The following is a 13,466-nucleotide window of genomic DNA, read 5'->3' as shown; positions in this document are numbered from 1 at the left end:
ATTGATTGTGGTAATGAGTGTTTTTTCTCCGAGACGTCATGTTGTAACTCCTGTGGTTAAACCTGCACCAAAGCTCCTGAAGGGGCATTATAATCTCACTTCAGAGATTAATGCCGATACCAGGAGAAAGATGATTAATAGCGTCACTCAGTACATGGATGAATGTCTTTCCATGCCTGGATACAACTTTAATGATTCCACTATGTATGCTGATTTACCGAGGATGAATTATTATATCGATAATGTATTAATAAGCGTCCCAGGAAATAAAGAAGCCAGTTATCACAATCTCATTCGTGCCACATCAACTCCGGGTCACCAGTGGATTCAGGAGAAAATCAGAGCCATCTCTACTTTTTTACATCAGGCAATATTTATTGATGTATACAATTCAATTCCTGAGTGGAAATGTGATCGTGGGGAACCATGGCACATAAATCTGGTGAGTCTTGACAATGCCCGGACATCTAATAACTTTTTCATCAGTAGCTCAGGTGAAATTAAATTCATTTGCATAGCTAATGTGTGCAATATAATGTTTACCGATGGGACTTTCCGCGAGACAGTCAGAAATACAAGTAAAATCTCTTTACAATACACCTTCCGTGTCGTTACTGATCATAGAGAATACTGTATTCTGCGTGCCAGTAATAACGCAGCAGATAAGATTATATTAGCACTGGATATTTTATAGTCTGTTCAGTGCAACTCGAATTATTTTGGGTATAGAAATCAATGCCAGCCATCTTAAGTGACTGGCATTACGCAACAATATACCCGTCGCCATTCAAGCTGCAGCGGTGTTGGCTACCCTCGCTCCACCCGAATCACTTACCAGAGTAAGCTCATCGGGACTTATGAGAGACATCCTGTCTCTCACCAGAGGCCAGCCTTTGGCTGGTCAAATTCGTTCCAGACGAATTTGTCGCTCCGTTGCCGCGTTACTCGGCCTATGGCCTCGCCCCTTCGGGGCCAGCGCAAGCGCTGTTCAAAACGCTTCAGGCGTTTTGTCCTGCAACTTGAATGAACTTGGGTATATACTCTCTCTGTTTTACGGTTTTTCTCTCAAAAACTGTACACCCTTATCCGGGAAATCAGTAAACAACCCGTCTACCCCCGCCTGGTTATACAGCATGTCGTAAAGCTGATTCACATTGCTGGCGTAATCTGGCAACTGATCGGCACGCACCGTATAGGGATGCACCTGCAATTTGCTGGCATGCGCCTCTTGTACCATCGCCGTCAACCTGATGTTACCCTTGGTCGACCCCTCCGCCACCAGCATATGGTAATCAGGTCCTATCCCATCGGCATATTGCGCTATCTGCTTCATGGCGCCGGGTTTGAACATCCAGTCATAGCTGTAGTTTTTCCATTGACCGTCCGGCTGCTTCACCTGGGTTTCATTCCAGTCGGTATATGCAATCAACTGCACCAGATTCAAATCCATTCCCATTTTCGGTTCCAGCTCGTTTCTGATGCGTTTCAGCTCTGCGGCATCAAAACATTGCAGGTATACCTTGTCGCTTTTGCTGGTGTAACCGTATTTTTTCAGGACTTCCAGCGTCTTCGCCGCAATATCTTTCCCTTCTTGATGATGGAACCACGGCGCTTTGATTTCCGGGTAAATACCGATATTTTTCCCGGTGGAATGGTTGAGCCCCTGGACAAACTCAATCTCCTCTTCAAAAGTATGAATGCGGAAATTGGATTTTCCCATCGGGAATCGGCCCGGATAGACCTGCACTTTTTTACCATTTTCCAGCTCGAAACCTTCGGTAAATTTAAGCAAGCGAATTTCGTCCAGCGTGAAATCAATAGCGTAATAACGTCCATCTTTACGGGCACGATCCGGGAAGCGCTCAGCCACATCCGTCACCCGGTCAAGATAATGATCGTGCAGAACCACCAGGCGGTCATCCTTCGTCATCACCAAATCTTGCTCAAGATAATCAGCCCCTTGTGCGTAGGCCATCGCTTTTGCTGGCAGAGTGTGCTCCGGTAAATAGCCGCTTGCTCCCCGGTGGGCAATGACAATTTTGTCAGTCGCCAGCGCCTGTCCGGCAAATAAACCTGCCAACAGCAATCCTGTTGCGATACGGGTCAAGGTTATTTTCATCATCATGATCCTCATTAACGACGAGCCAGCAGTTCGGCGTGGTGACGTTTCTCACCGACCATCACCACCAGCAGTAAAATCACCGCCAGCACGCTGCCACCGATCATCACCATAAAGCCACCATCCCAGCCGAAGAAATCGACGGTATAGCCCACAATGGCGCTGGCCGCGACGGAACCACCGAGATAGCCAAACAGCCCGGTAAAGCCCGCCGCCGTACCCGCCGCTTTCTTAGGCGCCAGCTCAAGCGCATGCAGACCAATCAACATCACCGGGCCGTAAATCAGGAAGCCGATGACAATCATACAGGCCATATCTATCCCCGGATTACCCGGCGGGTTGAGCCAGTACACGACGGTTGCAATGGTCACCAGGATCATAAAGAACACACCGGTTGCGCCGCGATTACCACGGAACACGTTGTCCGACATCCAGCCGCACAGCAGCGTGCCGGGGATCCCCGCATACTCATAGAGGAAGTAGGCCCAGGAGGATTTATCCAGTGCGAAGTGCTTCACTTCTTTCAGGTAGGTCGGTGACCAGTCGAGAATTCCGTAACGCAGCAAATAAACGAACACGTTGGCAATAGCGATGTACCACAGCAGTTTGTTCGGTAACACGTACTGCATAAAAATCTGCTTCGCCGTCAGCTCTTCTTCATGCTTCTCGCTGTAATCGTCCGGGTAGTCGTTTTTGTACTCTTCAACAGGCGGCAGACCGCAGGACTGCGGGGTATCACGCATCAGAGCGAACGCAATCAACGCCACCAGAATGGCACCAAACGCAGGCATATAGAGCGCCGCACGCCAGTCGTTAAACCACGCCATCCCTAGCAGGAACAGCAGCGGTGGCAGACCACCTCCAACGTTATGCGCACAGTTCCACACCGACACAATGCTGCCGCGCTCCTTCTTTGACCACCAGTGAACCATGGTACGCCCGCACGGCGGCCAGCCCATCCCCTGGAACCAGCCGCAAATGAACAACAGCACGAACATGACTGCAATGCTCGATGTCGCCCACGGTACAAAGCCCATGAACAGCATCACCAATGCCGCAAGGATCAGACCCGCCGGTAAGAAAATGCGCGGATTCGAGCGGTCAGAGACCGAGCCCATAATGAATTTTGAGAAGCCATAGGCAATCGAAATCCCCGACAGCGCCAAGCCCAAATCGCCCCGCGAGAATCCCTGTTCAATCAGATACGGCATGGCTAAGGCAAAGTTCTTACGCACCAGATAGTAAGCGGCGTAACCGAAAAAGATCCCGAAGAAAATTTGCCAGCGCAGGCGGCGATAGTCCGAATCAATCTGCGCATCCGGCACTCTTGCGGTGTGCGCGGCAGGTTTGAAAATACTGAGCATAGTAGCCTCCGTGGCCATCGTTATCAGACGGACGTTACCGATGTGACCAGTACGCCGTGAGTATCTGCGGCTGGATGGTAGGTAAAGTGTTGCCCAGGTACTGTGAAATGCCGCACAGAATGTTACAGATTTATGACAAACATTCCATTATGAGCACGGAATCACGTTTAACTTTCGTTTTATGCTCAAATATGCTCGATATCAAACAAACCACATTTTCAATGTGGCTAAATGGAAGAAAACGAACATTGAGGGATCAGCATGAGTTTCTCAACCTCCAGCGAAGCCGACGTCATTATCATCGGCGGCGGAGCCACCGGGGCCGGGATCGCCCGGGACTGCGCATTACGCGGCCTGAAAGTGATTCTCGTTGAGCGCGATGATATCGCCACCGGCGCCACCGGGCGCAATCACGGCCTGCTGCACAGCGGCGCGCGATACGCGGTGACGGATGCGGAATCCGCGCGGGAATGCATCGCGGAAAACGCGATTCTGAAACGCATTGCACGCCACTGTATCGAAGCCACGGACGGTCTGTTCATTACCCTGCCGGAAGACTCCCTCGATTATCAGCATCAGTTTATTGAAGCCTGCCTCGCGGCAAATATTCCCGTCCGACCGTTAACGCCAGCTCAGGCCCTAACGCTGGAGCCAGCAGTGAATCCGAATCTTATTGGTGCGGTCAACGTTCCCGATGGTACCGTCGATCCGTTCCGCCTCACCGCGGCCAATATGCTCGATGCGCGCGAACACGGGGCAATCATCCGTACCGGCTGTGAGGTCACCGGCCTGATTCGCCAGGGCGAGCGCGTAAGCGGCGTGACAATATGGGACCGCACGCGTCACGCCAGTGAAAACTTACATGCCCAGGTCGTGGTCAACGCAGGCGGCATCTGGGGCCAACGCATCGCCGAATATGCCGATTTAAACGTGCGCATGTTTCCGGCCAAAGGCGCATTGCTCATCTTCGAAAACCGTATCAACCAGCGCGTCATTAACCGCTGCCGCAAACCTGCCGACGCCGACATTCTGGTGCCCGGCGACACCATTTCCCTGATTGGCACCACCTCCACGCACATTGATTATCGCGACATCGACGACAACCGGGTCACGGCAGCGGAAGTGGATATTCTGCTACGCGAGGGCGAAAAGCTGGCCCCGTCCATCGCCACCACCCGCATTCTGCGAGCCTACTGCGGCGTGCGTCCGCTGGTCGCCAGTGACGATGATCCAAGTGGGCGCAACGTCAGTCGCGGCATTGTGTTGCTCGATCACGCCGTGCGTGACGGGCTGGAAGGGTTTATCACCATCACCGGCGGCAAGCTGATGACCTATCGGCTGATGGCGGAGATGGCAACCGATGCTATCTGCCGCAAGCTGAATCACAACGCCCCCAGCACCACGGCTGAAACGCCGCTGCCCGGCTCGCAGGAGCCAACCGAGAAAACGCTGCATAAAATTGTCTCGCTGCCCGCCCCGCTACGCGGCTCAGCGATATATCGCCATGGCGACCGCACCCCCGCATGGATTGGTGATTCTCGCCTGAAGCGCAGCCTGGTGTGCGAGTGCGAATCGGTCACCGCCGGGGAGGTGCAGTACGCGGTGGAAAATCTTGGCGTGAAGAACTTGCTCGATTTACGCCGCCGGACCCGCGTGGGCATGGGCACCTGTCAGGGCGAATTGTGCGCCTGTCGCGCCGCCGCGCTATTGCATCGCTATCAGGTCACCACCCCTGCGCAGTCGCTGACTCAACTTTCTGAATTTTTAAACGAGCGCTGGCGCGGCGTGCAACCCATCGCCTGGGGTGATGCGTTGCGCGAAAGCGAATTTACCCGTTGGGTCTGGCAAGGGCTATGCGGTCTGGAAAAGGAGCATCAAGATGAACGTTGATACCGTCATTATCGGCGGTGGGCTGGCTGGTTTGCTGTGCGGATTGTCGCTCACCCGACAAGGGCTGCGCTGCGCCATTATCAGCCGCGGCCAGAGCGGGCTGCATTTCTCGTCAGGCTCGATGGATTTACTGGCCCATTGTGCCACCCGCACGCCACGAGAAGCGCTGGATACGCTGGGCCTGAGCGAACCGTCTCATCCTTACAGCCTGATTGGCACCACGCAGGTGCTCGACTATGCGCAGCAGACCGAAGCGCTGCTACGCGACTGCGGCATTGCCATGCAGGGCTGCGTCGACCAACCGCATCAGCGCGTCACGCCGATCGGCACTCTGCGTCAGGCGTGGCTCACGCCGTCCGATATCGCACTGGCCCCACATAAAGAAGAACGCGTCACGGTGGTGGGCATCGGCGGCTTCCTCGATTTTCAGCCGCTTCTGGTGGCGGCCTCGCTTGAGAAAATGGGCGTTGAGGCCCGCGTGTGTGACATTGATCTCCCGCAGCTCGACGTATTACGTGATAACGCCTCTGAATTTCGCTCGGTGAATCTGGCACGACTGCTGGACGACGATGCACACTGGCGTAGCCTGCACGATGCCCTGCTGCCCCACGCGCAGATGAGCAACAGACTTTTACTGCCTGCCTGTTTTGGTTTGAATGACGATGGCCTCTGGCGCTGGCTCAATGAAACGCTTCCCTGCCCGGTTTCGCTGCTGCCAACGCTACCGCCGTCGGTGACAGGCATCCGGCTGCATACGGCATTACAACGCCAGTTCATCAAAAACGGCGGCATGTGGCTGGCGGGCGACGTCGTCACCGATGTGATTCACGACGGCCAAAATATCTCCGCCATCAGCACCCGAAACCACAGCGACGTGCCGTTCCGGACGCGCTTTGCCGTACTCGCCAGCGGCAGCTTTTTCAGCAACGGCCTGATAGCCAGCCGCGGCGGTGTTATCGAACCGGTGCTCGGGCTGGATGTGATGCAATCCTCGCCACGCGAAAGCTGGACCCACGGCGATTTCTTTGAACCGCAGCCGTGGCAGCGCTTTGGCGTGCAGGTCGATGCCACGCTGCGCCCGCAGCGCAACGGACAACGCTTCAACAATCTGTTTGCCATTGGTGGCGTACTCGGAGGCTTTGAGGGTATTTCGCAGGGCTGCGCGGGCGGCGTGAGCGCCATCACCGCCCTGCACGCCGCGCATCAGATTGCCGAACTCGCCGGAGGCCGCTCATGAGCGATACCCGTTTTGAAAGCTGTATCAAATGCACCGTCTGCACCACGGCGTGCCCGGTGAGTCGCGTGAACCCGTGTTACCCAGGCCCAAAACAGGCCGGACCGGACGGTGAGCGCCTGCGTCTGAAAGACGGCGCGCTGTATGACGACGCGCTGAAATACTGCATTAACTGCAAACGCTGTGAAGTAGCCTGCCCGTCAGACGTGCGAATTGGCGATATTATTCAGCGCGCGCGGGCGCAGTTCAGCCAGCAAAAACCCACGCTGCGGGATGCTATCCTCAGCCACACCGATGTGATGGGCTCGCTTTCCACGCCCTTTGCGCCGCTGGTCAATGCCACCACCGGGCTGAAACCGGTGCGCCGACTGCTTGATATAGCGCTAAAGATCGACCATCGCCGCACGTTGCCGAAATACAGCACGGGTACCTTCCGTCGCGGGTATCGACAGGTGGAAAAACAGCAGGCGCAGTACGACGAACAGGTGGCGTTTTTCCACGGCTGCTACGTCAATTACAACCATCCGCAGCTCGGCAAAGATTTGATCCGTGTGCTGAATGCAATGGGCGTCGGCGTGCAGCTACTCGAAAAAGAGAAATGCTGTGGCGTGCCGCTGATTGCCAACGGCTTTATCGATAAGGCCCGTAAACAGGCGCAGGTGAACACCGCTTCGCTGCGCAACGCGGTACTGGAAAAACGACTTCCGGTCATCGCCACCTCGTCGACATGCACCTTCACCCTGCGCGATGAATATCCACATCTGCTGGATATCGATAATCACGACGTGCGCGATAACATCGAACTCGCCACCCGCTGGTTGTGGAAACAGCTGGACGCAGGGAAAACGCTGCCATTGCGCCAGATGCCGCTGAAAGTGGTGTATCACACACCGTGTCACATGGAAAAAATGGGCTGGGCGATTTATACCCTTGAACTGCTGCGGCGCATTCCGCAACTTGACGTGATTGTGCTGGACTCACAGTGCTGCGGAATCGCCGGAACCTACGGCTTTAAAACGGAGAACTACACCACCTCGCAGGCGATAGGGTCGCCGCTGTTTCGCCAGATAGAAGAAAGCGGCGCCGACCTGGTGATAACCGACTGTGAAACCTGCAAATGGCAAATCGAGATGTCCACAAGCAAACGGTGTGAACATCCGATCACGTTGCTGGCGCAGGCGCTACTGTGATTCACGCGCCGGGAAAATCCGGCGCGCGTTGACGCCTCAGGCGGGTATAAACAGATCCTCCACCACGTTGACCCAACCGTGGTCGCTGGCGATGTCTTTGCCGTTCAGCCAGCGGCGAACAATGTTCAGCGCCATCATCGCGCACACTTCCTGACGCACCGCCACGCTGTGACGCGAGGTGCTGAATTTCACCTGTAGCGCGTACGTGCCCTCCGGCGTGGAAAGCGCAAAATTCACATGATGCTGTTCCAGCCCGCTAACGGCCAGCGCCAGTCCGGCAAAATGGTTCACGCGGCGTTCTGCGGTCCAGTGCGCGGTCTGAGCCAGGGTTTCTTCCTGACACGGCACCACTTCACTCGCCAGCAGCGGCGCAGATTCTCGCCCAAGCTGTAACGCAATAAGTCCGGAAGTGAACTGCTCGCTGAGCGTAATACTCAGCTTACTGTCTTGCAGCGTACGCGCGATTTGCGCCGCCAGCCCTTCGGTGCCTTCAAAAATCAGACTTTCGCCCGCAACTTTCTGCACTTCCGGCCACAGCTTCAGCATCGCGTCACGCTCCGAGGCCGGCCCCGTCAGCTTCAGCTCAATGATCGGCATCGATGAGCGATAGCCCATGGTCACGCCTGGCGGCAGCGTCAGGTGGTCCAGACGCTGGGCCAAATCGCTTTCGGAACGCCCGAACGTCGTCAGACGCAGGCACAGCGGCGGTTCCGACAGCGTAAAGCGCTCGCGCAGACGTGGCACAATCTGGTCGGCAACCATCACTTTAAATTCGGACGGCACGCCCGGCGTGAAGAACATCAGGCAGCGATTGAGCTGTAGCGCGAATCCGCAGGCGGTGCCGACCGGATTATCGATAAGCTCTGCGCTGGCGGGAATTTCGGCCTGTTTACGATTGCTCGGGGCCATGATGCGCCCACGGTCGCTGAAAAATTTCTCCATCTCTGCGAGCCATTCTTCGTGCAGCACCAACCCTTCACCTTTTGCCGTGGCGGCGGCCAGCGCGCTGAGGTCGTCACTGGTTGGGCCGAGGCCTCCGTTGACGATAAGAATATCGGCATGCTGACTGCGTTCTCGCAGTACGGACACCAGCGCATCAAGACTATCGCCCACGGTGTTGCGCCGGGTTAACGGTATTCCCTGGGTAAATAAGTAATCGGCAAGCCACGCCGCATTGGTATCAATAATTTGACCATGCAGCACTTCGTCGCCAGTGGACAGCATCTCCACGTTTATCATCGTTTTCTCCTTAACAAGAGGACGATTCACTATAGCGGAGGCAAGAGGGAAAGGGAAAACAGGCGCGACAAAATGCCGCGCCGGAGGATTAGAACGCTGCGCTTACGCCGACGTATGGGCCATCTGCGATAGTGTTATCGCGATTGCCATCTTTGCCCGCCAGGTTCAGGTAACGGTAACCCGCTTCGATACTGATTGGACGCATGATAGTCCAGCGACCACCTGCGTTTGCTTCTTCGTAGCTCTCGATACCGCTGGAGAGCGAGTCCGGAGAGTAGTAGTACTCGCCAAACAGACGGAAGCTGTCGCCGATCTTCCATTGCAGGCCACCACCGACCGCTGCGGCATAACCTTCATCACCATCCTTCGGGTTGGTGTAGACGCCTTTACCACCGACGGTTGCAATGAAGGGACCCAGCGGAATGTTCAGACCCACGCCGATATTGGCGGCATCGCCGTCGTTATCGCTGTGGGTCCAGTTACCGCTCAGGGCAAGACCCGTAGACTCCGTTCCAAAGCCGACGCCCAGATTGGTGTAGTGTTCACCCGCCTGACCACTCACGCTAATCGCGTTGGCAGCAGCGGAAACAAACAACAATCCGGACAGACCCAACAAAATACCTTTTTTCATTTTTTAACGTTCCAGCAAACACAAATTAATAAAAATACCCAAAACGGCAGAATTGTACTGCTGAATGCTCAGGAATCAATGCACTAAAAAGAGGAATGACCAGCCGATTGTAACCAGTTACTACCTGAAACCGTCACCACGACTGATTATTTAGGCTGTAGCAGTCGCACTTTGACACAAAGTCCGCCTAAACGCGCACTGCGCGACAGTGCGGGGACGGCGCGGTGCAGGCGGGCGATATCGTTGACCAGCGCCAGTCCGGGCCCTGCCCCGCTGGTCTCGCCGACGTTATCCAGCCGCTGGAAAGGTTGCAGCGCCCGGCTTTGCAGCGCATCGTCAATGCCCGGACCGCTGTCCTCAATTTCCAGAATAATGCTATCCCCGTCGCAGGTCAGACTGACGGTCACCGTGCCAGAAACCGGGGTATATTTCAGCGCATTATCCAGTAAGTTGGCGTACAGCTCACCGAGCAGAATGGCATCGCCCTGCACCGGCATCGCCGTTTGCTCGCCCTCGTAACCGAGGTCGATTTGCCTGCTGCGCGCCTGCGCCAGTCGGGAAAAACAGCTTTGCTGCACGATATCGTGCAAATCGACGATTTCAAACTGTCGGGAACCCTGCTCTTTGCCCTTCACGGCGGAAAGCTGCAACAGGCGTTCAGTGAGCGAAATAGTGTTGTCCAGCGTGACACGCATCGCCTGTAAACTTTCGCGCCACGCCTGCGGCTGCGGGCTGGCCAGCGCCACAGAAACCTGTGTTTTGAGGATAGCCAGCGGCGTTTTAAGCTGATGAGATGCATCGGCGCTGAAGCGCTCCTGGCGGGAAATCAGGCCACGGAGGCGGTCGATGTAGCGGTTGAAGGCGATAATCAGCAGCCGCGTTTCCGACCACGGCAGCAGCTCTGGTAACGGCGTGAGCAACCCCGGGTCGCGGCGCACCATAATCGACGAAAGCTGACGCATCGGGCGCAGCACCCGGCGCAACAACCAGCCCGCCAGCGCCAGCGTCAGCAGAACCAACATCCCCTGTGTGGTGAGCGACGAAAAAAGCAGCTGACGCGCCAGATAGCGCCGGGATTGCAGCGTTTCTGCGACATAGATTTCTGCCATGCCCATCACGCCGCCTTCGTTCACTGGCTGAAGCAAGCGCGCAACGCGGATCGGCTGCCCGCGATACTGGGTGTGATAAAACCACGCCAGCGCCGGATACAGCGTAGTGCGGGAGGTCGACGGCGGCATGGCGGGCAAATCGTCATAGCCCGAAATCACCTTTCCAGCCGGGTCCACCACTTTGTAATACAGCCGGTCATTCATGTTCAGCTCGAAGCTGTCGAGCACCACCCACGGTACGTTGACCGCCAGTTTCCCCGCGTTTACGGCAAGACGTTCGGAGATGGTTCGCGCCGAGGAAAGCAGCGTGCGGTCATAGGCCTGCGTCGCCGCCTGTAGCGCGCTGACGTAGCTGTTAAACGCCGACAGCCCCCACAGCAACAGCAGCGGCAAACCGAGAAACAGTAGCAGTTGAGCAAAAAGCGACTGCGGTTTACGCCACGTCATCGCTGCGCTCCAGCAGGTAGCCGAGCCCGCGTAGCGTCACGATGCGCACATTGCTGTCCTGCAGTTTTTTACGTAAACGATGAATATAGAGCTCGATGCTTTCCGGGCTGACGTCGTCGCTGAGGCTGAACACCTGTTCGAACAGCTGCTGGCGCGAAACAGGACGCTGGCGGCGATACATCAGCACCGTCAGTAGCGCATGTTCCCGGGGCGTGAGCGCCAGCGTTTGTCCGTGCAGCAGGAAATAACCGTCGTCATGAAACGTCAGGTCACCCAGTTGCTGCGTCTCCTGCACCTGACCTTCGCTACGGCGCAGCAGGGCGCGCAGTCGGGCGTCAAGTTCTTCCAGCTCAAACGGCTTGGGCAGATAGTCATCGGCCCCGGCATTGAGGCCAATCACTCGCTCCGCCACGGCGCTACGCGCGGTCAGCAGCAGTACCGGCAAGGTTTGCCCACGTTTACGCAGACGTTGCACCACTTCCAGCCCGTCTAAACCGGGCATGCCGATATCCAGCACCGCCAGCGCGTATTTTTCACTTTGCAAAAGATGATCGGCAGCCTTGCCATCACAAACGGTGTCTACGGCAAAACCGCCCTGCACCAGCGCCTTCTCCAGCCAGTGAGCCAGCTCACGGTTATCTTCCGCTAATAAGAGACGCATATCACATCCTGTAAAGTAAGTGGCGCATTGAAAGGGAAATGAAAGGTTACTGTTTTAACAATCACGCAACGGGACCGCTACACGACGGTTCACATAATCAGAAAAAAACCTGTACCCACTAATCCGGTTTACCCGGCGTGAGGATAAAAATGAAAACGCAGATCCTTCGTACCTTTGTTACCTCTGCCCTGCTTCTCGGCAGCACACATGCTCTGGCTGTGGAAGCACCAGGACGCACTGAATGTATCGCTCCGGCCAAGCCCGGCGGCGGTTTTGATCTCACCTGCAAACTGATTCAGGTCAGTTTGCTGGAAACCAACGCCATCGAAAAACCGATGCGCGTGACCTACATGCCTGGCGGCGTGGGCGCGGTGGCTTATAACGCCATCGTCGCACAGCGCCCTGGCGAACCGGGTACCGTGGTGGCCTTCTCCGGCGGCTCGCTGCTTAACCTTTCACAAGGGAAATTCGGGCGCTATAACGTCGATGACGTGCGCTGGCTGGCGAGCGTGGGCACCGATTACGGGATGATCGCAGTGCGTAAAGATGCACCGTGGAAAACGCTGAAAGACCTGCTGACGGCAATGGAAAAAGATCCGAATCAGGTGGTGATTGGCGCTGGCGCGTCGATTGGCAGCCAGGACTGGATGAAGGCCGCAAAGCTGGCGCAGAAAGCCAACGTCGACCCGCACAAGATGCGCTATGTGGCCTTTGAGGGCGGCGGTGAACCGGTCACCGCGCTGATGGGCAACCACGTGCAGGCGGTGTCCGGTGACCTGAGTGAAATGGTGCCGTACCTGCAGGGCGACAAAATCCGCGTGCTGGCGGTGTTCTCAGAAAACCGTCTGTCGGGCCAGTTAGCCGACGTGCCGACGGCCAAAGAACAGGGTTATGACCTGGTCTGGCCAATTATTCGTGGTTTCTACGTCGGGCCGAAAGTGAGCGACGCCGAGTACAACTGGTGGGTCGATACCTTTGCAACAATGCAGCAGACCGAAGAATTTAAAAAGCAGCGCGAATTGCGCGGGCTGTTTGAGTTCAACCTGAACGGCAAAGCACTCGACAGCTACGTAAAGCAGCAGGTCACTGATTACCGCGAGCAGGCCAAATCTTTTGGTCTGGCGAAATAAGCCGGAGGCGCATATGAGCGATCGTATTTTTGCCGGGATCTGGCTTTTGCTCTGCCTTGGCGGGCTGATGGTCGCCTGGCAGCTTCACAGCGAATACAGCTATGAACCGGTTGGCCCGCGTCCGTTCCCACTTGGCATTATCGGGCTGATGCTGCTGTGTTCGGTGTCGATGCTGCTACGCCGTCCTGATGTGGTGGAGTGGCCGCATCGCCAGGTGCTTCAGCGCCTGCTGGTGATGGTGATTGTGCTGCTGATGTACGCCTGGGGCTTTGAATCGCTGGGCTTCCCGCTGGCAACCGCCATTCTGACGGCGATTATCGGCATGCTGTTTGGCGCGACACTGCCCGCGGCGGCCATCTCTGGCGTGGTGCTCGGCGTTACGCTGTGGTTCGCCTTTGACCGGCTGCTGGATGTCACCCTGCCGCTCGGCGCCTGGTTAAACTGACGGAGTC

Annotated in this window: 12 protein-coding genes; 6 read left to right on the top strand and 6 right to left on the bottom strand. The window is 56.2% G+C overall.

The window, feature by feature from the left end; all coding sequences use genetic code 11:
- Window positions 1–130: 130 nt before the first annotated feature.
- Entirely contained in the window at window positions 131–694 is a 564-nt protein-coding gene (locus MUU47_RS16665; RefSeq protein ID WP_258989246.1) for a hypothetical protein, read from the top strand.
- A gap of 357 nt (window positions 695–1,051) precedes the next feature.
- On the opposite strand, the gene glpQ is transcribed toward MUU47_RS16665, so the two are convergent.
- Window positions 1,052–2,113, bottom strand: a complete 1,062-nt coding sequence (glpQ, locus tag MUU47_RS16660; protein ID WP_258989398.1) for a glycerophosphodiester phosphodiesterase — start codon at window positions 2,111–2,113, stop codon at window positions 1,052–1,054.
- Between the two features lie 20 nt (window positions 2,114–2,133).
- Window positions 2,134–3,483: a glycerol-3-phosphate transporter gene (gene glpT, locus MUU47_RS16655; protein WP_258989245.1), complete on the bottom strand. Its 1,350-nt coding sequence runs from the start codon at window positions 3,481–3,483 to the stop codon at window positions 2,134–2,136.
- Between the two features lie 261 nt (window positions 3,484–3,744).
- Here glpT and glpA point away from each other — a divergent pair, with 261 nt between their 5' ends.
- Genes glpA through glpC form a run of 3 tightly spaced genes read left to right on the top strand, consistent with a single transcriptional unit; the run spans window position 3,745 to window position 7,797 of the window.
- Window positions 3,745–5,373, top strand: a complete 1,629-nt coding sequence (glpA, locus tag MUU47_RS16650) for an anaerobic glycerol-3-phosphate dehydrogenase subunit A (protein ID WP_258989244.1) — start codon at window positions 3,745–3,747, stop codon at window positions 5,371–5,373.
- Window positions 5,363–6,610 (top strand): glycerol-3-phosphate dehydrogenase subunit GlpB, encoded by a 1,248-nt coding sequence (glpB, locus tag MUU47_RS16645; RefSeq protein ID WP_258989243.1) that lies wholly within the window; start codon window positions 5,363–5,365, stop codon window positions 6,608–6,610. Before glpA ends, glpB begins: the two co-directional genes overlap by 11 nt.
- The gene (gene glpC, locus MUU47_RS16640) at window positions 6,607–7,797 is read left to right on the top strand and encodes an anaerobic glycerol-3-phosphate dehydrogenase subunit GlpC (RefSeq protein ID WP_258989242.1); all 1,191 of its coding nucleotides are present in this window, start codon (window positions 6,607–6,609) and stop codon (window positions 7,795–7,797) included. Before glpB ends, glpC begins: the two co-directional genes overlap by 4 nt.
- Before the next feature lie 36 nt (window positions 7,798–7,833).
- Here the strand turns inward: glpC and MUU47_RS16635 are convergent, their stop codons facing one another.
- From MUU47_RS16635 to tctD, 4 genes are all read right to left on the bottom strand, one after another.
- Window positions 7,834–9,036, bottom strand: a complete 1,203-nt coding sequence (locus tag MUU47_RS16635) for a nicotinamide mononucleotide deamidase-related protein YfaY (RefSeq protein ID WP_258989240.1) — start codon at window positions 9,034–9,036, stop codon at window positions 7,834–7,836.
- 88 nt (window positions 9,037–9,124) lie between these two features.
- Window positions 9,125–9,667 (bottom strand): YfaZ family outer membrane protein, encoded by a 543-nt coding sequence (locus MUU47_RS16630; protein WP_258989238.1) that lies wholly within the window; start codon window positions 9,665–9,667, stop codon window positions 9,125–9,127.
- Window positions 9,668–9,813: 146 nt separating this feature from the next.
- Window positions 9,814–11,223, bottom strand: a complete 1,410-nt coding sequence (locus tag MUU47_RS16625) for a sensor histidine kinase (RefSeq protein WP_258989237.1) — start codon at window positions 11,221–11,223, stop codon at window positions 9,814–9,816.
- The gene (gene tctD, locus MUU47_RS16620; protein ID WP_159752765.1) at window positions 11,210–11,884 is read right to left on the bottom strand and encodes a transcriptional regulator TctD; all 675 of its coding nucleotides are present in this window, start codon (window positions 11,882–11,884) and stop codon (window positions 11,210–11,212) included. Before tctD ends, MUU47_RS16625 begins: the two co-directional genes overlap by 14 nt.
- 149 nt (window positions 11,885–12,033) lie before the next feature.
- Between tctD and MUU47_RS16615 the strand changes: the two genes are divergently transcribed.
- Both MUU47_RS16615 and MUU47_RS16610 read left to right on the top strand, forming a co-directional pair.
- Window positions 12,034–13,014 (top strand): Bug family tripartite tricarboxylate transporter substrate binding protein, encoded by a 981-nt coding sequence (locus MUU47_RS16615; RefSeq protein ID WP_258989236.1) that lies wholly within the window; start codon window positions 12,034–12,036, stop codon window positions 13,012–13,014.
- A 13-nt stretch (window positions 13,015–13,027) separates the two neighbouring features.
- Entirely contained in the window at window positions 13,028–13,459 is a 432-nt protein-coding gene (locus MUU47_RS16610; RefSeq protein WP_258968109.1) for a tripartite tricarboxylate transporter TctB family protein, read from the top strand.
- Window positions 13,460–13,466 lie beyond the last annotated feature (7 nt).

It is taken from the genome of Scandinavium hiltneri (assembly GCF_024764835.1).
In the GTDB taxonomy this organism is placed as follows: Bacteria; Pseudomonadota; Gammaproteobacteria; order Enterobacterales; family Enterobacteriaceae; genus Scandinavium; species Scandinavium hiltneri.
Note: the sequence above shows the minus strand (reverse complement) of the source record. Positions and strands in the feature narration are given on the sequence as shown.

Bases quoted from the DNA above. Each gene is read 5' to 3' on its own strand.
- MUU47_RS16665 (WP_258989246.1), top strand. From the start codon at position 131: ATGATTAATAGCGTCACTCAGTACATGGATGAATGTCTTTCCATGCCT.
- glpT (WP_258989245.1), bottom strand. From the start codon at position 3,483: ATGCTCAGTATTTTCAAACCTGCCGCGCACACCGCAAGAGTGCCGGAT.
- glpA (WP_258989244.1), top strand. From the start codon at position 3,745: ATGAGTTTCTCAACCTCCAGCGAAGCCGACGTCATTATCATCGGCGGC.
- glpB (WP_258989243.1), top strand. From the start codon at position 5,363: ATGAACGTTGATACCGTCATTATCGGCGGTGGGCTGGCTGGTTTGCTG.
- glpC (WP_258989242.1), top strand. From the start codon at position 6,607: ATGAGCGATACCCGTTTTGAAAGCTGTATCAAATGCACCGTCTGCACC.
- MUU47_RS16635 (WP_258989240.1), bottom strand. From the start codon at position 9,036: ATGATAAACGTGGAGATGCTGTCCACTGGCGACGAAGTGCTGCATGGT.
- MUU47_RS16630 (WP_258989238.1), bottom strand. From the start codon at position 9,667: ATGAAAAAAGGTATTTTGTTGGGTCTGTCCGGATTGTTGTTTGTTTCC.
- MUU47_RS16625 (WP_258989237.1), bottom strand. From the start codon at position 11,223: ATGACGTGGCGTAAACCGCAGTCGCTTTTTGCTCAACTGCTACTGTTT.
- tctD (WP_159752765.1), bottom strand. From the start codon at position 11,884: ATGCGTCTCTTATTAGCGGAAGATAACCGTGAGCTGGCTCACTGGCTG.
- MUU47_RS16615 (WP_258989236.1), top strand. From the start codon at position 12,034: ATGAAAACGCAGATCCTTCGTACCTTTGTTACCTCTGCCCTGCTTCTC.
- MUU47_RS16610 (WP_258968109.1), top strand. From the start codon at position 13,028: ATGAGCGATCGTATTTTTGCCGGGATCTGGCTTTTGCTCTGCCTTGGC.